We start from the raw sequence: 20,165 nt of genomic DNA on the forward strand, positions 1-20,165 counted from the left end.
TGTATTAATTGATGGGAGGTTAGCGGAGTAACCGGCTAAACAGCTTTTTTAATGCAGCGGGTTTTAACGGCTTTAACAAAAAGTAAAAACCACTGTTCAGCGCTTGTTCGCGGATATTCTGATCGTGATCTGCCGAGTGAATAATCACCGGTACGTTTATCGCGAAATGGCTGGCTAATTGCTCTGCCACTGCTACGCCGGTTGCGGCGTTGTCCAGATGATAATCAAACAGACACAGGTCAGGTTTCAGTCCCTGACTAATGGCTGCCAATGCCTCGCCGGGTTGGCTAACCGCGGTAACCTGACACTGCCAGCTGGTTAGCAGGGCACTAACCGCGCTGAGCAGGTGCGCTTCGTTATCTAACAACAAGATTTTTTTGCCAGCAAAGCTGGCACTGATTTCATTGCTGCTGGCAGGCAGCGCCGCTGAAACTGCGGGTGATGTTGTCAACGGCAGCATTAAACTAAAACAACTACCTTTGCCGGGTATCGACTGCACGCTTAATTTATGACCGAGAATATCACTTATTCTAAGCGCAATGGCCAGCCCCAGGCCCAGACCTTTCTGATCTGGCTGGCTGCCTTGCTGAAACTCTTCGAATATCCGTTGCTGGTCCGCTTTCGCAATGCCAGCCCCGGTATCCATCACTCTGATCTGCAAGTGCTTGCCAGTGCGTTTAACGCCGAGTACTACTTTACCTTTACTGGTATAGCGCACTGCGTTGGCCAGCAGGTTCTGGATGACCCGCTTTACCAGTTTGCGGTCGGTGCTGACACTAAGTTTACTGCTGTAAATCCGAAACTGCAGGCCTTTCTCGGCGGCCAGTGCGGCCGCATCCCGGCCAATGTCATCCAGCAGCTGACTGACGGTAACCGTTTGCGGGTAGGCTTTAATTACGCCTGAATCAAGCTTGGTTAAATCCAGAATTGCGGTTAACAGCTCTTCTGCTGAATTAAGAGAGTTAGTCAGATTGACACTGAGCTGACGCAGTTCAGGAGTGGTGCTTTGCTGGCGAAGTAAGCCTGCAAATAATGCCGCAGCATTGAAAGGCTGCATCAGGTCGTGACTGGCGGCGGCGAAAAAGCGGGTTTTGGCGGCAGTGCTGACTTCCAGCTGTTGCTGGGTGTGCTGCAATTGCTGATTTAACTGCTGCAGCTCATAGGTGCGTTCACTTACCCGTTGCTCAAGCAGGGTATTGCTTTGCTCCAGCTGGGTCTGTACTTCAATAAATGAGCTGATATCGGTATAGGTCGTGACAAAGCCGCCGCCAGGTAACGGGTTACCCTGCATTTCCAATACCCGGCCATCTTGCTGCTGGCGCTGAAACTTATAGCTGCTGCCCTGGCGCAGAAAGCTCAGCCGTTTGCTGATTTCTGCATCAATATTTTCACTGTCAATCAGACCACGTTGCAAATTAAAGCGAATGACCTCAGCGACCGGTTTGCCTACTTCAACCATACCCGGCGGATAACTGAACATATCAATATAACGCTGGTTCCAGGCTATCAGCCTTAAATCGGCATCGACGACGCTAATCCCCTGGCTGATATTGTCAATGGTCGACAGCAGCAGAGCCTGATTAAACTGAAACACCTGGCTGGCTTCGTCAACGAAACGTTCTACCGTTTCCATCGGCAATTGGGCATGTTTGCCGGCAGCATCCATGATCAGTCGCATCGAGGCGCCCCCTACCACCGCCGCCAGACTGCGCTCTGCAGCTTGCACCAGATTAAGCGGGGCCAGTTGGTTCTGAGCCGGACTGGGATCTTTTAAATTGCGCAGTAGCAGGCGCCGTGCCTCTTTTTCGCCGGCAAAACGCTTTACCAGTAAGAAACAATCCTGCACGCTCAGTGGCAGACTGCGCCGGTTATGTTCGCTACTGAGCTGGGCCCGCAAAAAACGGCCGCTTTCCAGCCATTCACTAACCCGGGTATTGCTGAATTGACTGACCAGTAACACCATCAGGCAGTTTACTGACAGGCTTAGCAAAACCCCAAGACTTAACGGATCGGCCTGCCAGCCAAACAACTGCTGCGGGGCCAGCCACGACAAACCCAGTGGCCCCTGGCCCAGCCAGTCAGATCCCATCAGGCCGGCCCGGCTGACTTCCGGCAACAGCAAAATGTAAGCCCAGACCACCGCGCCACTGAGCACCCCGGCGATCGCACCCTGGCGGTTGACCTTACGGGACAACAACCCGAGAATTAACGATGGTGCCAGTTGTGCCACCAGCGCGAAAGCCATTAAGCCCAGTTGGGCCAGCCCGGTTTCGGTGCCGATAAACCGGTAGTACACAAAGCCCAGCGCCATCACAGTTAACATCGCCGAGCGACGCAGCGTGGCTACTTTAACTTTATTCTGTTGTTCGGGATGTAACTGGCTGCTGCGGTAAATAAGAGGCGCCAGTAATTCGTTAGTGATCATAATGCCTAGCACCACCGTGGCGACCACTACCATACTGGTAGCCGCAGAAAACCCACCAAGATAAGCCAGCAAGGCAATATCGGTGCGGTTAGCTGCCAGCGGCAACTGTAATACCACTACATCAATATTGACATCGTTTCCCAGTAACATCACGCCAGCTAAGGCGAGCGGCAGGGTAAAAATACTCATTAACAGTAAATAGAGCGGGAAAATCCAGCGGGCACTGCGCAGATGGCTCAGCTTCTGATTTTCCACAAAGCTGACATGGAACTGTCTGGGTAAACAAAGGGTTGCAAAAAAGCCGAGCAGGGCGTGTAGCCAGTAAGCATGCATCGGTAAGGCTTGTTGGCGTAACTTACTGATTGCCGGATCAGCGGCGGCACTGTCAAAAATACTGGCAAAGCCATCGAACATGCCAAACACCACAAAACAGCCAATGGCCAGCAGCGCCAGCAGTTTTATCAGCGATTCAAACGCGATGGCCGTCATCAGGCCCGGGTTTGGCTGATGGGCCCGGGCGCTTTTGCTGACAAACAGCAGGGCAAATACCGCCATCCATAAGCTGACATAGAAGCCAGTATCGGTATACCAATGCTGACCTACCTCTGCCTGAACCAGGGTATTAATACTGGTAGAGACCGCGTGCAGTTGCAGCGCAATATAGGGGATAACCGCCATGATCAAAATTAAGGTAATTAATACCGCCAGCGAGCGGGAATGGCCAAAGCGGGTGGCAATAAAGTCGGCCACAGAGGTAATGCGATAGCGCCGGCAGGCTATGGCGATGCGGGCGATTAATTTAAAACCGAACCAGAACAGAATAAAAGAGCCGATATAGGTCGGTGGGATCCACCAGCCATTTACCGCCGCCTGAGCGGTAACCCCATAAAACGCCCATGAGGTGCAGTAAATCGACAGGGCGAAGCTGAATATCCAGGGAGCCAGCGGATGACGGGCCGTAATGCGCCGGCCAAAGCGGCCAACACTGAATAAAATCAGCAGGTATACCAGTGAAATGGCGGCAATGGTGGCTAAGCCAATGCCGCTGCCATTTTCAATCATCTGTTGTGGTGAGGTCATCTAATACTCGTAGGCCGATTGTGCCTCAGTTGCCGGCTTAGTGCTAGCGGGCTGTCCAGCCACCGTCCAGGATCAGAGTTTGTGCGGTCATATGCCGGGCGCCATCCTGACATAAAAACGCGGCCATCTCGGCGATTTCGCTAACATCAATAAAAGCTTTCTGTGGCATCGGCGCTAACATAATCTGTTCGATGACCTGTTGCTCGGTCAGGTTATGCTCTTTAGCCTGAGCAGCAATTTGCTGTTCGACCAGTGGCGTTTTCACATAAGCCGGGCAAATGGTGTTGATCGTAAAGTTTTTATCGGCATTTTCCAGCGCCACCACTTTGCTAAAACCCAGCAGGCCATGCTTGGCAGCAACATAGGCAGACTTAAACGGTGAGGCTATTACCGCATGGATAGAGCCGATGTTAATAACCCTGCCAAAATTATTATTGCGCATATATGGCAACATAGCGCGGGTGAGCATTGCCGGACCGGTTAGCATGACGCTGAGCAACAGAGCCCACTTTTCCGGCGGAAAGTCTTCCAGTCGTGCCACGTGCTGAATACCCGCATTGTTGACCAGAATGTCCGCCGGAAAGCGTCTGGCGCATTCTTCAATGGCTTGCTGATCAGTAACATCCAGCACACAATAGTCAGCGGCAATACCCTGGCTACTGAGTTCATCTGTTTTTTGTTGCAACAGGGACTGGTTTAAATCGGCTAACACAATATGATAGCCGGCTTTACCAAAGTGGCTGGCGATAGCAAAACCAATACCTCCGGTACCACCGGTAATGACTGCACGCATAGGGTTACTCCTGTAATCGGTAATAGCTTATGCTAGGCAGTCAGCACGCCACTGGCAACGGTACTTTAGTGCTATTTGCGGATGATGAGTTTGCAGCAGGATGCGGCATCATTAGCAAGCCTGGCCGGCAAAACACTGGATTAGTCATATTTTCGGTTGTTTTCAACTGCAGTTTGCCCTAATAGCCGGTGCGACTACAGTCTCAGGCTTTGCGCTTGCTCTTTCCTGTGATAGATTTGGCCGATAAATACTATAAAAAGTCAGCTTAAGGCCGTTTCTGGCCTGGTTAAGTTGGGATATATCAGGCTCTTGCGCTAATTTCCTGCCCTGAGCTACAAAATAACTATAAAGCTGTTAACTAATTCCAGATAACTGGCGACATTATCTGTGCTTTGACCAAGAGGAATTCATTTATGACAAACGCTGGTAGAACACCTGCTCCGGCAGGACCCAAGCGTGGCTGGTTTACCCGTTTTCTGGATACGGTAGAGTGGCTGGGGAATTTATTACCCCATCCGGTAACCTTATTTGCTTTATTTGCTGTGCTGGTTGTTGTCGGTAGCGGTGTTGCTGCCTATTTTGATTTCAGCGCGGTAGACCCAAGGCCAGAGGGAGCAGCCGGCCGTTCTGCCGATGGCATTATCCGGGTAGTCAGCTTATTTAGTGTTGATGGCCTGCAACGGATTATTGCTAATCTGGTGACTAACTTTACCAGCTTCCCGCCACTTGGCGTAGTGCTGGTAGCGCTGCTTGGCGTCAGTATTGCTGAGCACTCCGGCCTTATCTCGGCAGCGATGCGTGGCCTGGTGATGGGCGCATCAAAAAGAATGGTTACCGTGACTATTGTGTTTGCCGGTATTATTTCGAATACCGCCTCTGAGCTTGGCTATGTGGTGCTTATCCCGATGGCGGCGGTAATATTTCACTCTCTGGGCCGTCATCCGCTGGCCGGTTTAGCTGCCGCTTTTGCCGGGGTATCAGGCGGCTATAGTGCTAATTTATTTATTGGAACTGTCGACCCGTTGCTGGCCGGCTTTACCACATCTGCGGCTAACCTGATCGACCCTGATTATAATGTCGGCCCTGAGGCAAACTGGTATTTTATGATTGCCAGTACCTTTGTTATTGCAACGTTAGGCGCCATTGTCACTGAAAAAATTGTTGAACCCAAACTAGGTAAGTACAATGCTGATGAAGCGTCCATCGATTTAGGGGCCCAACAGCTTGATAAACTGACATCGAAAGAAAAGCGTGGTTTAGCCGGGGCCGGCCTGACATTTTTACTGTTAGCCGTTTTACTGGCATTAAGCATAGTGCCCGAGTGGGGGATCTTACGTAACCCGGAAACCGGAGGCGTACCGGGTTCACCCTTTTTAAAAGGGATAGTGGTTTTTATTTTTGTAACCTTCGCCATACCAGGCTTTGTCTACGGCAAAATTGTCGGCACGATGCAAACCGATCGTGATGTCATTAATGCAATGTCGAAAAGCATCGGCTCCATGGGACTTTATATTGTGTTGGTGTTTTTTGCGGCGCAATTTGTGGCCTTCTTCGGCTGGTCAAATATGGGCGCTATTTTCGCGGTAAAAGGTGCGACTGCTCTGCAGGAAATGGGTCTGACCGGGCCATTGTTGTTTGTGTTTTTTATTGCCATGTGTGGTTTTGTAAACTTGATGCTGGGGTCGGCATCGGCGCAGTGGGCTATTACGGCGCCCATTTTTGTGCCTATGCTGATGATTGTTGGTTATTCACCGGAAGTTATTCAGGCGGCTTACCGGATAGGTGATTCGGTAACCAATGTTATCACGCCAATGATGAGCTACTTCGGACTTATTCTCGCTGTAGCAGCACGATATAAAAAAGACATGGGGCTTGGCACGCTGATTGCGACCATGCTGCCATATTCAATGGTGTTCTTTGTTGGCTGGACGCTTTTATTTATTTTATGGGTATTTGTAGGCGGTTTTCCGGTGGGGCCGAATGCGCCAACTTACTATCAGTTTAGTGCCGGGTAATACTGGCGTTTATAAAAAAAACCGCTGATTTCAGCGGTTTTTTTATAATTAACGCTTAACTGCCGGGCGAAGTCGACTCGCGTACTACCAGTTCCGGAATAAATACCGTTTGCTGTTTAACATCCGCTTTATTGTTGGTTTTCTTGCTGCACTTAAATAGCAGTTCAGCAGCATATTGGGCAATCGTCGTATTTGGTTGATGGGCGGTGGTGAGGGGAGGCCAGGTTTGGCGTGAAAACGGGCTGTTTTCAAAACCGGCAATGGCCAGCTGATCCGGAATCGAGACATTCATTAGCCGGGCGCTGAATAAGGCACCGGCCGCAATTTCATCATTACAGGCAAATATTGCTGTGGGTTTCTGCCTGGCAGTTAACAAGGCTTTGGCACGCGCGACACCCGATTCAAATGAATAGGAGCCGGATACGACCCACTCAGGTTTTGGTTTCAGGCCACGTTTAACCAGCGCAGCTTCAAAGCCTGCCAGCCGTTCACCACTGGAGCTATGTTCTTCGTCGCCACCTAAAAAGGCGATATCGGTGTGGCCAAGCTCCAGTAAGTGATTAGTAATTTTAAATGCCGCAGTAAAATCGTCCACCAACACACAGTTGCTGAGTTTTGGCGATGGCGTAGAACCGGAAATTATCCGGACAAAGGCAATATCTTTTTCGTTCAGTGCATCAGCCAGATGCGGCATTTCAGAAAACGGCGGGGTGAGCACCAGACCAGCCAGGCGGGAGCGATCAACCAGTTCAAGTACTTCCTGCACGATATCGGGTGATTTGGCGTTGGTAGGGTGAATAATTAACTCATAATTATGTTTGCGGCAGGCATCCAGCATGCCGCGCTGCATTTCAATTACATAATAGGCGTTTGGGTTGTCGTAAACATAACCGATGCTGTACGAGCGGCTACTGGCCAGATTGCGGGCGGCCGAGTTGGGTTGATATTGCAGCTGCTTCATGGCGGCAGTCACTTTATCAAAGGTGTCTTTGCGTACCGACGGTTCGTTGTTCATCACCCTCGATACCGTTTTTATCGATACCCCTGCCAGTTTTGCTACATCATTAATTGTTATTTTCATTGGTCTTCTCAGCTCGGCATAGCCGTTTATGCCGCTCAGTCTAGCATACTGAAGCGCGTTTATAACATGCCTTATCGCCTTCGATGACAGCGCTGGTCAATGTTCGGAATAAATTTAACCTGCAACATCGCAGCTAGCTAAGCTAAGTGCTATTCAAGATGTTGCGGCAATTAAACTGTAAACGCTATTAATTCATTTTAAATTAATTACTTATCATTATTTTGGTGGCAGATTACTGCTGTTTTTAGTCTATAGGTCAGGGCAGGTTGGCAATGGCACTGCCAAAATAGCTGGTTAAAAAAACAGCTGAAAAACTTTGCAAAGCCATATTAATTTGTGTATGTTTAATTTGCATGACAACGCTGTCATTAGGATAAAGCATAAAAAGTACCATGCCAAAGAGCACAGGAACGGGAGAAACACATGCTGCACAACAACGTAAAAAAAAGTGTTATAGCGGTAAAAATGGCGCTAATCGCCGGAGCTGCAGTTACTGCAATGCCGGTACTGGCGCAGGATGACGCTGCAAAAGAGCAACAGGTTGAAGTCATTCAGGTTCGGGGGATTCGTGCCTCGCAGGAAGCCAACCTGAATGCCAAACGATATTCCAATGCAGTGGTTGATGTGGTGACAGCGGAAGACATTGGCAAGTTTCCGGATAAAAACGTCGCCGAATCATTGTCCAGGATCACTGGTGTCGGTGTAAGCCGGGAATTTGGTGAAGGTGAAAAAATTACCATTCGTGGCGCCAGTTCTTCAACAAACCGTACCTTATTAAATGGTCAGACGGTGGCAACGGCCGATTGGTTTATTCTGGATAACCCGGGGCGTAGTTTTAACTACACCATGTTGCCGTCGGCTCTGGTATCAGATTTAGAAGTGTATAAATCTCCGCTGGCAAGTATTGATGAAGGTTCAATCGGTGGCACTGTTATATTGCGTACCCGTACGCCGTTGTCGATGGAAGCAAACGCGGTAAACCTTTCGCTGGAAGGGCAGTATTCAGAGGCCTCGGAGCAATGGGACCCGCAACTGTCAGGCATGTATTCCTGGAAGAATGAAGCCGAAAGTTTTGGTGTGTTGGTATCAGCGATAAAACAAGATCGGAAAGTGGTACGGCAGGGCTTTGAAGTGCTGGGCTGGCCAAATAATGCCGAGTTAGACGCTTCTTTACCAAGCCATATTGGCGTGCCCCGCTTTGAGCAGGATCGCGAGCGTGAAACCCTGTTTTTGTCGTTGCAATCCCGGCCCAACGACAATCTGGATATGGTACTCAATATTCTGGATTCAAAAGTTGATGCCAATAACCACAATCAGAACTGGTTAATATTCGTTAACAATAATGCGGATTCACTGACTAATACTGCGCTTGAAAACGGCAGCATTGTTGCTGGTGACGTGGCTGGCGCTGGCACAGCGGCTTATAACTTTATTAACCGGGTTTCGTCTACTGAAACCCGCGCTATTGATTTTGATTTGAACTACAGTGCCGACAACTTTGAATTGCATACTCAGCTTGGCCATACCGAAGCGAAAGGAGGCACCTACCGGGAGACATCGTGGGAATACGGTCCGGCAGGTGGCACCGGTTATAACTTCGATTTACGGGGTGGCACGCCGACGGCCAATACGGTTGTCGATGCAACTGATCCGACCCAGTTTCGGCCGGGCTGGATATGGGGTGGCGAAAAGCCGACCACTGATGAAGAAACCTATGCCCAGTTTGATTTTACTATTCCGGTACAGAAAGGGGCCTTTACCGCCATTAAAACCGGGGCCAAATACCGGATGGCTGAACGGACTCAGGACCGGGTAGCCTATAGCTGGCATGGCCCGCAAACGATGACTGGCAATGAAGATATCGCCGGCAGTTATCTTGATCATATTTTTGCCACGTGCTACGACTGGGCACAGTGCGGCCTGTTTAATGGCACGGTCAATATTGATGCGGTGGTCAATGGCAATATGACTGAGCAAATGGCGCACAACCGCGCTGCGATGGAGCAAATTGCCTTTGACGGCTTAAATGGGGTACCGGCAGATTTCGCCCGCTCGAAAAACCTGGCTGAGATTTGGGCGGTGGAGGAAGACATTCTGGCATTATATGCCCAGGGTGATTTTGAAGGTGAAGGCTTTCGCGGCAATGTCGGGGTGCGCTTTGTCGATACCCGGCAAACATCCGGTGGCTATGAATTTTCCGGTGATTCCTGGGGATTGTGGACCATTGACAGGGAGTGGCTGACTCCTGAAGTACTGGAATGGGTCGAGACTGATAATGATTACAGCGAAGTGCTGCCCAGCCTGAATATTGCTTTTGATTTATCTGACGATCAAATATTGCGCTTTGGCGCCGCCCGGGTAATGGCGCGCCAGGACTGGAATAATATCTCCTCTTCAGTTACCTATGGCTCACTGAATGTGGCGCAGCCAACGGGCAGCGCCAGCAACCCCAATTTGATGCCACAAATTGCTGACCAGTTTGATTTATCCTTTGAATGGTATTTCGACGCGTCAGCGTTGTTAGCCGTTACCTATTTCCATAAAGATATTAAAAGCTACCGCAGCTTCTCAACCTTTGTTGATCAGCGCTACTGGGAAGAAGGCGAGGAGTGGGTTGATGTGACCTTTACCCGGCCGGAAAATGGCCCTGGTGGCACAACCGACGGGATCGAACTGACATTTCAGCAGGCTTTTGGTGATTATGGGGTCAGTGCGAATTACACATACACCAATGCCCAGCGTGATGAAGAGCGGCAACTGACACAGCCGGGCTCTGGTTTGGTGGAAGGTACTTCACGGCATATGATGAATGCCAGTATCTACTATGAAACGGATACCCTCAGTGCCAGGCTGATGTATAACTACCGGACGGAGTGGTATAAAGGCTTACATTTCAATGGTGATGAACTGTGGAATGACAGCTACGGTCAGCTGGATGCCAGTTTCGGTTACAATCTGACAGACACGATCACATTGTCACTGGAAGCGGTTAACCTGACTGATGAAGAAGTGGTGGAGTACAACACCGATACGGCACGCTTATTCTCGATTTATCAGAATGGCCGCCGCTTTACTGCTGGGGTTAGAATGGCATTCTGAGCGAGCTAAACAATAGTCAGGATAAGGGGTTGGCATCAGGTGTTAACCCCTTTTAGTTTTTGGAGTGAACGATGGCTGAGGCAGTAAAATGCTGGCATAACGTCACGCTGGCGCAGTGGCAGCAAGAGATAATGCCTGCTGCTAAGCCGGCAATCTTAAAAGGGCTGGTAAAGCACTGGCCGGTGGTGCAACGGGCAGTGGCGTCTGCAGAGAGTTTGCAGCAGTATATCGCTGCTATGGATAGCGGCTGGCAGGTTGATACCTTGCTACTGGCAGCGCAAACAGCTGGCCGGATAGGCTATAAGCCAGATTGGGCAGGCTTTAACTATGAAAAACGTCAGTACCCGCTAACTGCCATACTGGCGCAGCTGCAGAAAACTAAAACAGATCCGCAGGCCGTGCGTATTGCCGCGCAAAGTGCTTTAGTCAGTGATTGCTTGCCTGATTTTACTTCAGAGAACCCTAACCCGTTGCTGCCGCGGACGGTGATCCCCCGAATTTGGCTGGGTAATATGGTGACGGTGCCCGCGCACTTCGATGACGCCGATAATCTGGCATGTGTTGTCGCCGGCAAACGGATTTTTACTTTGTTTGCGCCAGAGCAGGTGTCCAATTTGTACATCGGACCGCTGGACTATACACCAACCGGCGCGCCAATTAGCCTGGTTGACTTTAGCCAGCCAGATTTGAAGCGTTTTCCTAAAGCGGCTGAAGCACTGCAACAGGCGCAGGTAGCAGAGCTTGAGCCGGGTGACGTATTGTATATTCCGGCATTGTGGTGGCATCAGGTACAGTCCACAGCTGCTATCAATTTGCTGGTTAACTACTGGTGGAACGGCTCCATCGGCACGGCTGACAGCCGGCCGGCACCGTTAAATGCCCTGCTGCACAGTTTGCTCTGCTTACGCGGCTTACCTGCGCCGCAGCGGCAGGCGTGGAATGCGATGTTCCGCCACTTCATATTGAATAACAGCAGTAATGAAGCCCTGGCCCATATTCCAGTTGATAAGCAGGGAATTCAGGGGCAAGGTGCCTTTGCAGCGGAAGATGCATTAACCCGGTGGTTAATAAGTTCGCTGACCAGACAAACCGATGTTTGATATCGCTGACGGGTGATAAGGGGTAGCGGGCTTTATCGGCATTCAGCAGTTGATTCACAGGCCAACTTGACGCAAGATAACGCCGGTACGCCAGTGGATTAGACGGTCGCAGCACCTGCAGCTGCTTAAAATATCGACACCGCAACCAGCTGGTATCTTAAAAATCCCATAACAATGAGTTATCTATGGAACAGAAAAAAGTAGTAGCGCTAAATAAAGAACAACACGCCAAGACCAGAATCAGTAATGAAAATGCATTCAGCCACATTGCCGATCAACATATGCTGCCAATCGTGGTGCAGGAATTCGTGGTTGCCGGTGCTGAGTTTCCGGTGGTATTTGTCAAAGATGGTCAGAGTGACAGCTATCAGCCAGTAGTGTTACTGGGCTTAGCGGCAAATCAGAATCTGGTTATTGAAGATGGTAAATGGCAGGCGCTGTATGTGCCGCGGGTGGCGCGGAATTATCCGTTAGTGCTGGTACAGCCAGAGCCGAACAGTGATCGGTTAGTGGTAGCGGTAGATGAGTCATCTGCCCGGGTTAACGAGACGGAAGGCTTGCCTTTGTTTAAAGACGACGGCAGCGAAACCGATTACCTGGCCGATCGGAAAAAGCAAATGGGTGAATATGTTGAATTCAGCCGGATGACCCGTGGTTTCAGTGAAAAGTTAAAGAGTCTGGATCTGATTAAAGAACAGGTGCTGACCATTACAGTTGACGGTGAGCCGCGCAACATTAATGGTATTCACATGATTGATGAAAAAAAGCTAAATGAACTGGACAACGAAGTGTTTCTGGAATTACGGAAACTGGGCTTCCTGACCGCTATTTATGCCCATTTAATGTCACTGCAGCATACCCAGAAACTGGTGCAGAAGCTGGTTAAACCTGCCTGATAGCAAGCTGTTTAACTGACAACGGCACCTGAACAGGTGCCGTTTTTGGTTAAGTTTATAAGTTTAAAGACTCAGAGTTTAATGATCCGGCTACTGACTTTGCCAAGCCGGCTACGCAGCCATACCTGCTGCTCAGAGACCGTTAGTGTTGATTGATAGCGCTGCCAGCTTTGCCCCTGATCCGTACTGAACTCGATAGTTAAACCCGGCCAGGCCGTATTCGCTTTTAGCTTGTCATTGTCTCGCAGAGCACCCGGAGGCGGTAAATAATGCCCGCTGTTACTCTGCTGCAGCCGCGGTAATTCATAACTGACCAAACGCTGACTGAAGTGTCGCCAGTCGTCGCGGGCGGCACTGGCCGCTTTATCCGGCTCCCAGCTGGCTTTATGCCAGGCCCGCTCTGCCAGGGCAATTAATCTGGGATAGAGCATCTGCTCCAGTTGGGCCGGGGTACGAATGGTTTCACTCCATAGCTGGCCCTGAATGCCCAGCATGTGCTGTGGCTTTTCCAGCTGAGGCAATGGCCGGCCGAGAAGCGCCGCTAAATCGGTAATGGCGGTACCGTCGCGGGTAAACTCTGCGTTGTGATACAAATGATCCGGCCGGTAGAAAAATACTTTTTCTGTATCGGTATACCGGGCCGCCCAATAGTAACCCCGCTCTGCCGGGTGTGCCTCCTGCGGGTGGTCGAAATACAGGTTTGTGCCTGGTGATTGCACCACGTCGTAACCGGCATTTGCAAACAGATAAGCTCTGTCGCCATAACCCCATTCCCAGATATTATCCCAGGCGTTTACCACCACCTGCGGATTTTGGAACTGGTCGCGGGCAAAAGGTTGGGCTGGGGTGGCCATTAACCCATCCTCCCAGGCAGCTAATGCCAGCCCCCGCTTTGCCGCCAGCTGGGCTACCCGGTTAATAAAATAAGGCTTTAAATCGGCCACACTGCTAACGTTGTTATCGGGTGTGGCAATAAGCTGCTGACAGGCCGGTGAGCCCTGCCAGGAGCCTTTGCCCACTTCATCGCCGCCCATATGAAACAGGCGCAATATTGTTCCTGCGTCCAGATACATTTGCTGTAGTTCGCTGATTACTTTGTCAACGAACTGATAACTTGATTCCAGACAGACGTTGACCGAGTTATCGTTATAGTTTTGCACTGTCAGATAGTCAGACTGGTCGTGATCTTCAGTCAGCCGGTAACGGGCAGCCTGCTCTGGCTGTTCGGCCTGATTCATCCGCTGATAACGCGCTTCCATTGCTTTAATGGCCGCACGGGCGTGGCCGGGTAAGTCAATCTCCGGGATCACTGCTATATGATGGGCTTTAGCATGACGCAACAGCTGAATAAATTGCTCACGGCTGTAATAGCCATTGCCGGAACCATCGGTATGCGGGCCGGTACCCAGCTGAGTTAGCAGGCAGCGCTGCTCAGTTAAATCAAAACAGCGATAAGCGCCGAGCTCAGTCAGTTCAGGTAAGCCCGGAATTTCCAGGCGCCAGCCTTCATCTTCAGTCAGATGCAGATGCAGCTTATTCAGTTTGTAACGGGCCATTTGTTCAATCAGGCGCAAGGTCACTTCCAGACCATGAAAATTCCGCCCCATGTCATAGTGCATGCCGCGCCAGCGATAACGGGGTTGGTCGCTAATCAATAGTTGAGGCAACTGGACGCGATTTGTGCTCTGCTCCCTGACAGGAAGCAGTGCCAGCAAACTCTGAATACCGTAAAACACGCCGGCGCTGTCAGTACCGATAATCTCGATGACGTCGTTTTTAATATGTAACTGATAGCTCTCCGCAATTTGAGAGGGTTGACTAGCAGCGAGTTTCAGCTGGATTTGTTGTCTGCCGGTTGCCCGGGTAACCGTAATATCGCTATCGAAATAGTGTTGCAGTTGCTGCTGCAGATATTGGCCTTCGTGTTGTAGTTCTGCAGTGATATGCAGTTGCCATTTACTGCTAAGCGTGATGCTACCCTCAAGGGCCTGTAGTTTAGCTGGCGCAGGTATAATACGTTGCTGCAGCTGTGAGTCGGTTAGCAGGTTACCGTCAGCTGTCAGGTTTTGCCGGTATCGCTGCCGATCGGTCATCGTGGCAAATTTATCGCCAGTACCAATATTGCGCAGCCGTTGTCGGGGCTCAGTTAACGGCCTGACGAAATGACTGAAATCTTCGCTGTCAGTATTAGCAAATATTTCCGGAGTGAGGCCCGGGGCAACAACAAAGGCCCGGGGCATAAAATCGCTGTAGCTGATGATCCAGGGCGCAGAGTTGAAATTAAGCTGTATTTGTTCGCCACTGGCCAATCCGTTGAATTTTGCCGTTGGCGAGATACGATGTAAGTCGCCCTGAAGATGCTGTAATCGCAGGCCCGCCTGTTCTGTTGTTTCCAGGCGTCGCACCATATGCAGATAGATGTGCCAGTCAGCCTTGCCAGCGGGTAGCGCCTGGCTAGAATTGTTTATCAGGCTGATGCTCCCGGCAAAAGTAGAGGGTTCGGCCAGTAAGTTTGACTCAACGGCAAACCATAATTCAGCGCCATCAGCAAAATCCGCTAAGTCGCTTTGACTGGTAAGGGCGGCCTTGGTATGTCCGCTAATTAACCCCAAAAATATTAGTATGTAAAGGTACCGCATTTCCCTGCTCCCAGCGTTGCCGGTAAAAATCCGGCTGAAATTTAAACAAGCCTCTTGTTATTTGTCAGATTTATTATATGCTGAAAAACAAAATGACAACGCTGTCAATCTGGCAAAGACTTGTGCTAAAGTCAAGTTTTAGCCAACAAACTGTTTTCGATATAGCACAGCGAGCTGAGTGAATTACGCCGACTCAGCAAAGAGGATGTAGGATGAGCACTGAGGTACGAACACAACAACCCCTGTATTTGGGCATTGATGGCGGCGGTAGTAAATGTCGGGTGGTGTTGATGACAGCAGATAATCAGCTGCTGGGTGAAGGGTTGTCTGGGCCGGCGAATCCGCTTCGTGGCATGCAACTGGTCACTGAGTCAATTCTGGATGCTACCGGTCAGGCGTTGGCAGATGCCGGCCTGCCTCGCAGTACTATGGCAAAGCTGGTAGTGGGGGCTGGTCTGGCAGGTGTTAATTTACCAGAGTATTTTCAGATTTTTTCAGCCTGGCAACATCCTTTTGCCAGTTTACATCTGACCAGCGACCTTCATATTGCCTGCATTGGCGCGCATCAGGGCCAGGATGGTGCGGTGCTGATTTGTGGTACCGGCTCTTGTGGTCTGGCAGCGGTCAATGGCCGGTTGCTGGAGGTAGGAGGCCATGGATTTCCCTATGGCGATAATGGCAGTGGTGCCTGGTTTGGCCTGCAACTTTTGCAACAGGTGCTTTGCAGTAAAGACCAGCTGATTGCGCCAACGTTACTGACGGAAATGCTTCAGATTGAGTTGCAGAGCAATGACACCTTGCAACTGGCGTCACATTTTATGAATGCCAGCCCCACCGAGTACGCGCGGTTGGCACCGCTGGTATTTACTGCGGCAGAGCAGGGTGACGTTGTCGCCAGGCAAATAGTTGAGCAGGGTGCTGGCCATATTAACGCAATTGCTGAGCGGTTACTGACTATTCAGCCTGCAGCCTTGTGTTTAATCGGTGGTCTGGCATATAAAGTAGAACCTTATCTTGCACCTGCGGTACGCCAGCTAGTGGTACCGCCGTCGCAGCCGCCTGAATACGGTGCAGTATGGTTTGCCAGACAAGCCAGTGCCAGTGCCGTTGAAACCGGAACAACCGAATGAATAGATTATCTGACCAGGGCAACACCAATAATGTTATCGCCGTTTCTTCAATGTTTGATGGCAATAACTGGCACCGCAATGTCCAGCTTAGCTGGTGCGCCGGGGTAATTACTGACATCAGACCTGCAGCCGGCACAGTGCTTAACGGCATTCTGGCACCGGGTTTTATTGACTTACAGGTTAATGGTGGCGGCGGCGTGCTGTTTAATACTGCGCCCACCTTAGCAACGTTAAACACCATGGTACAGGCCCACGCCCGCTTTGGCACCAGCGCCATGTTAGCTACTGTTATTACCGACTCTGTTGCCTTAATGCAGCAAACCGCTGATGTGGTTGCCCAGGCTATCGCCGCAAAATTACCGGGCATTATTGGTTTGCATTTCGAGGGCCCGCACTTATCGGTGCCGAAAAAAGGGGTTCACCCGGCGGAACACATCCGGCCGTTATCGGCAGCAGAGCTGGCGTTATATCAACGCACAGATATTGGTATTAAGCTGATCACCGTGGCACCGGAGAACGTTACGCCGGATCAAATCAAACAACTCACTGCAGCTGGCATGCAGGTCTGGCTGGGACATTCCAATGCCGATGCGGCCACTGTACAGCAGGCACTGGCTGCCGGAGCCTGCGGTTTTACTCATCTTTACAATGCGATGTCGCCGCTAACCTCGCGCGAGCCGGGCATGGTAGGTGTGGCGTTGACGGACAAAGACAGCTGGTGCGGCATTATTCTGGACGGTCTGCATTTGCATCCCACTGCTGCCAGGCTGGCACTTGCCGCTAAACCGAAAGGTAAGGTGGTGCTGGTAACCGATGCTATGTCGCCGGTTGGTACTGATGATACGGAATTTGCTTTTTTTAGCGGCAAAGTGAAGCGCGACGGCAATAAGCTGACCAATGAAGCCGGCGCACTGGCGGGGTCGGTGCTGGATATGGCCAGCGCTGTGCGCTATGCCATTGAGGTGCTTGACGTTGAACCGGGTGAAGCCTTGCGGATGGCAGCACGTTATCCGGCTGAGGCCTTGGGTTGTGCTGACAACCGCGGTCAGCTGCGCAACGGTTATCAGGCAGATATGGTATTGCTGGACGCGCAGTATCGGGTGCAGCAAAACTGGATTGCTGGCAACAGTTTTTATAAGGCGCCTCCGCCAGGACCGCATAAATGATTATAATAAATAGGAATAAACAAGATGGATAGATCCTTTGCCCGGCCGGTAAGTCACAGCAGTGTGTTGCCAATGATCATTATCGGTATTTTATTTTTTATCTTTGGTTTTGTAACCTGGTTAAATGGTTCTTTGATCCCGTTTTTAAAAATTGTTTGCGAGCTGAATGAGTTCCAGGCCTTGCTGGTTACCTTTGCGTTTTATATTGCTTACGTTGTGATGGCGTTGCCGATGTCGTTTGTGCTTAATAAAGTAGGATACAAGAACGGCATGGTGCTGGGTCTGCTGATTATGGCAATTGGCGCCATTATGTTTATTCCGGCAGCGCAAACATCTCACTATGCTTTGTTTTTGGCAGCATTATTTATATTAGGCACCGGCCTTACCATTTTGCAAACTGCTTCTAACCCTTACATAGTGTGTATAGGCCCGCGTGAAAGTGCCGCGATGCGCATCAGTATTATGGGACTGGTGAATAAAGGGGCGGGCTTTATTGTGCCAATCCTATTTACCGCCTGGGTTCTGACGGGCATGGAGCAATTTTCCTCAGAAGCACTGGCGGTACTAACAGAGGCAGAGCGCAATGTTCAGCTGGCTGAATTATCAAACCGGCTGGTCACCCCTTACCTTTATATGACTGTTGCCCTGTTGCTGCTTGCGGCATTTGTGAAGTTTTCACCGTTGCCTGAGCTCAATTTAAATGATAGCGGGGACAATAATGCCGCTGATACATCCTGGACTGCCGTTTTCAGTCATCCGCAGCTGGTATTGGGTGTGGTGGCACTTTTTGTCTATGTCGGCGTGGAGGTGATTGCCGGTGATACCATCGGTTTGTATGGGCAGGGCCTTGGTGTTGCCCACTTTGGCGCACTAACGTCATACACCATGGCCTTTATGGTACTGGGGTACCTGGTAGGTGTATTTTGCATCCCTAAATACTTGTCACAGGATCGTGCATTACAGGGGTCAGCTGTGTTCGGGTTATTGTTTACGTTAGGGGTAATGTTTGGCAAGACGGATAGCAGCGTGCTGGCAAATCTGCTTTTTGGCTGGAGTGGCATTCCGGTAGTACCGGATACCGTGATGTTTCTGGCGTTACTGGGCTTTGCTAATGCACTGGTATGGCCGGCAGTATGGCCACTGGCGCTGCAGGGATTGGGTAAATTAACCAGTACTGGCTCAGCCTTACTGATTATGGGTATTGCCGGGGGGGCAATCTTACCCATGGTTTATGGTTATCTGGCGCATAGCTCAGGTGACAGCCAGCTTGCTTATTGGATGATGCTGCCATGCTATGCCTATATTTTGTTTTATGCTTTCAAGGGGCATAAGTTAAGGAACTGGGGGTAAGCCAGGTTTCAGGTTTTACTGAATTTCGCTTTCAGTGCCCGTTCAACATGAGCGGGCACAAAACTACTGATATCGCCGCCATGCCGACATACTTCTTTAACCAGGGTTGAAGAAATAAACGTATTTTTTTCGGAAGGCGTCATAAAAAGACTATCCAGCTCGGGGTTTAACTGCCGGTTCATACTGGCCAGCTGAAACTCGTATTCGTAATCAGCAACAGCACGCACGCCCCGCAGCAGCACCTGAGCCTGCTGCTCTTTAGCAAACTGGGCCAGTAAGCCCGAAAAACCAATTACCTGTACGTTGCGACAATCTGCAAAGGCTTGCTCAGCCAGTTGCACCCGTTCATCCAGGCTGAATAACGGCTGCTTGCTGGGGTTTGATGCTACCCCAACCACTACCGAGTCGAATAACCGGGCGGCCCGCAGCACTAAATCGCTGTGGCCATTGGTCAGTGGGTCAAAGGTGCCGGGATAAATCGCTTTTACTTTCATATTTTGATACTTAAGTTAGTGTCACCTGAGCACAGCATGGCGCAAGCGACTAGAGTTTTTAGGCGGTTTGGCGTTACTATAGCAAACTACTATACCAACAAAGAAGCTTAGCCACTGCAATGGAAAAAAAGCTCCGCACCAAAGACAAAATTTTACAGGCCAGTATCGCGCTGTTTAACGAAGTAGGTGAGCGTCAGGTTACCACCAACCATATCGCCGCCCATCTGGGTATTAGCCCGGGTAATTTGTATTACCATTTTCGCAATAAAGAAGACATTGTCCGGCAAATTTTTAAAGAGTATGCCAAATTACTGGAAACCCGGATAAAACCGCCCTCGGTCCAAACCGAAGCGCTGGACGCCTTAGCTGAGTATTTAGACGTGGTATTTGAATTGATGTGGCGCTTTCATTTTTTCTACGCCAACCTGCCTGATATTCTGGCACGTGACACGGCACTGCAACAAGATTATGCCAGGGTGCAACAAGGAGTGCTGGAGCGGGTGATCTCGGTATTAAAGGTACTGAAAGCCAAAGGGGTGATTGAAATTGCCGACGAGGATATCACGGGCTTTGCCCACAGCGTTAAATTGCTGGTGACGTTCTGGATCAGTTATCTGAAAACCCAGGCCCCGGATAAGCCAATAAATCAGGCCAGTGTTTATCAGGGGGTGTTAAAGGTGCTGCTATTATTTAAACCCTATGCCACCGCTCATGCTTTACCCCGGATCAGTAATTTGCAGCAGCACTATGCCAATCTGGCCGGCGCAGATCAGACCAGCTACTGAAAAAGGGTCCGCTTGTATCTGATTATTTACAGCTGTAAAACTGCCAGCCATTACACTTAATAACGAAACGCTGCACAGCAGCGTCTTAACCTTTACAATGTGCATCTTTTAA

At 50.3% G+C, this 20,165-nt stretch carries 13 protein-coding genes; 8 read left to right on the forward strand and 5 right to left on the reverse strand.

What is annotated here, in order from left to right; translation table 11 throughout:
• Positions 1 to 19: 19 nt before the first annotated feature.
• Complete coding sequence (locus KG631_RS05020) at positions 20 to 3,505, reverse strand: PAS domain-containing hybrid sensor histidine kinase/response regulator (RefSeq protein WP_213995943.1); 3,486 nt, start codon at positions 3,503 to 3,505, stop codon at positions 20 to 22.
• A 43-nt stretch (positions 3,506 to 3,548) separates the two neighbouring features.
• Positions 3,549 to 4,298, reverse strand: coding sequence for a 3-hydroxybutyrate dehydrogenase (locus KG631_RS05025; RefSeq protein ID WP_213995951.1), 750 nt, complete (start codon positions 4,296 to 4,298; stop codon positions 3,549 to 3,551).
• 413 nt (positions 4,299 to 4,711) lie between these two features.
• Here KG631_RS05025 and KG631_RS05030 point away from each other — a divergent pair, with 413 nt between their 5' ends.
• Positions 4,712 to 6,313 (forward strand): AbgT family transporter, encoded by a 1,602-nt coding sequence (locus KG631_RS05030; protein WP_213995957.1) that lies wholly within the window; start codon positions 4,712 to 4,714, stop codon positions 6,311 to 6,313.
• Positions 6,314 to 6,368: 55 nt separating this feature from the next.
• On the opposite strand, the gene KG631_RS05035 is transcribed toward KG631_RS05030, so the two are convergent.
• Complete coding sequence (locus tag KG631_RS05035) at positions 6,369 to 7,394, reverse strand: substrate-binding domain-containing protein (RefSeq protein WP_213995963.1); 1,026 nt, start codon at positions 7,392 to 7,394, stop codon at positions 6,369 to 6,371.
• A 423-nt stretch (positions 7,395 to 7,817) separates the two neighbouring features.
• Between KG631_RS05035 and KG631_RS05040 the strand changes: the two genes are divergently transcribed.
• The 3 genes from KG631_RS05040 to KG631_RS05050 all read left to right on the forward strand — a co-directional run bounded on the left by KG631_RS05040 (position 7,818) and on the right by KG631_RS05050 (position 12,489).
• Entirely contained in the window at positions 7,818 to 10,493 is a 2,676-nt protein-coding gene (locus KG631_RS05040) for a TonB-dependent receptor (RefSeq protein ID WP_301003615.1), read from the forward strand.
• A gap of 71 nt (positions 10,494 to 10,564) precedes the next feature.
• Positions 10,565 to 11,593 (forward strand): cupin-like domain-containing protein, encoded by a 1,029-nt coding sequence (locus KG631_RS05045; protein WP_213995970.1) that lies wholly within the window; start codon positions 10,565 to 10,567, stop codon positions 11,591 to 11,593.
• Positions 11,594 to 11,778: 185 nt separating this feature from the next.
• The gene (locus tag KG631_RS05050) at positions 11,779 to 12,489 is read left to right on the forward strand and encodes a SapC family protein (RefSeq protein ID WP_213995974.1); all 711 of its coding nucleotides are present in this window, start codon (positions 11,779 to 11,781) and stop codon (positions 12,487 to 12,489) included.
• Positions 12,490 to 12,560: 71 nt separating this feature from the next.
• Here KG631_RS05050 and KG631_RS05055 read toward each other — a convergent pair whose 3' ends face one another.
• Entirely contained in the window at positions 12,561 to 15,128 is a 2,568-nt protein-coding gene (locus tag KG631_RS05055) for a family 20 glycosylhydrolase (RefSeq protein ID WP_213995978.1), read from the reverse strand.
• A gap of 212 nt (positions 15,129 to 15,340) precedes the next feature.
• Here KG631_RS05055 and nagK point away from each other — a divergent pair, with 212 nt between their 5' ends.
• Genes nagK through KG631_RS05070 form a run of 3 tightly spaced genes read left to right on the forward strand, consistent with a single transcriptional unit; the run spans position 15,341 to position 18,774 of the window.
• Entirely contained in the window at positions 15,341 to 16,258 is a 918-nt protein-coding gene (nagK, locus tag KG631_RS05060; RefSeq protein ID WP_213995985.1) for an N-acetylglucosamine kinase, read from the forward strand.
• The gene (gene nagA / locus KG631_RS05065) at positions 16,255 to 17,424 is read left to right on the forward strand and encodes an N-acetylglucosamine-6-phosphate deacetylase (protein WP_213996000.1); all 1,170 of its coding nucleotides are present in this window, start codon (positions 16,255 to 16,257) and stop codon (positions 17,422 to 17,424) included. Before nagK ends, nagA begins: the two co-directional genes overlap by 4 nt.
• 24 nt (positions 17,425 to 17,448) lie before the next feature.
• Complete coding sequence (locus KG631_RS05070; RefSeq protein ID WP_213996007.1) at positions 17,449 to 18,774, forward strand: sugar MFS transporter; 1,326 nt, start codon at positions 17,449 to 17,451, stop codon at positions 18,772 to 18,774.
• Positions 18,775 to 18,782: 8 nt separating this feature from the next.
• Here the strand turns inward: KG631_RS05070 and coaD are convergent, their stop codons facing one another.
• Positions 18,783 to 19,268: a pantetheine-phosphate adenylyltransferase gene (gene coaD / locus KG631_RS05075; RefSeq protein ID WP_213996010.1), complete on the reverse strand. Its 486-nt coding sequence runs from the start codon at positions 19,266 to 19,268 to the stop codon at positions 18,783 to 18,785.
• A gap of 119 nt (positions 19,269 to 19,387) precedes the next feature.
• Between coaD and KG631_RS05080 the strand changes: the two genes are divergently transcribed.
• Positions 19,388 to 20,053, forward strand: a complete 666-nt coding sequence (locus KG631_RS05080) for a TetR/AcrR family transcriptional regulator (protein ID WP_213996017.1) — start codon at positions 19,388 to 19,390, stop codon at positions 20,051 to 20,053.
• The last annotated feature ends 112 nt before the right edge of the window (positions 20,054 to 20,165 follow it).

It is taken from the genome of Arsukibacterium sp., assembly GCF_018402695.1.
Taxonomy (GTDB): domain Bacteria; phylum Pseudomonadota; class Gammaproteobacteria; order Enterobacterales; family Alteromonadaceae; genus Alishewanella.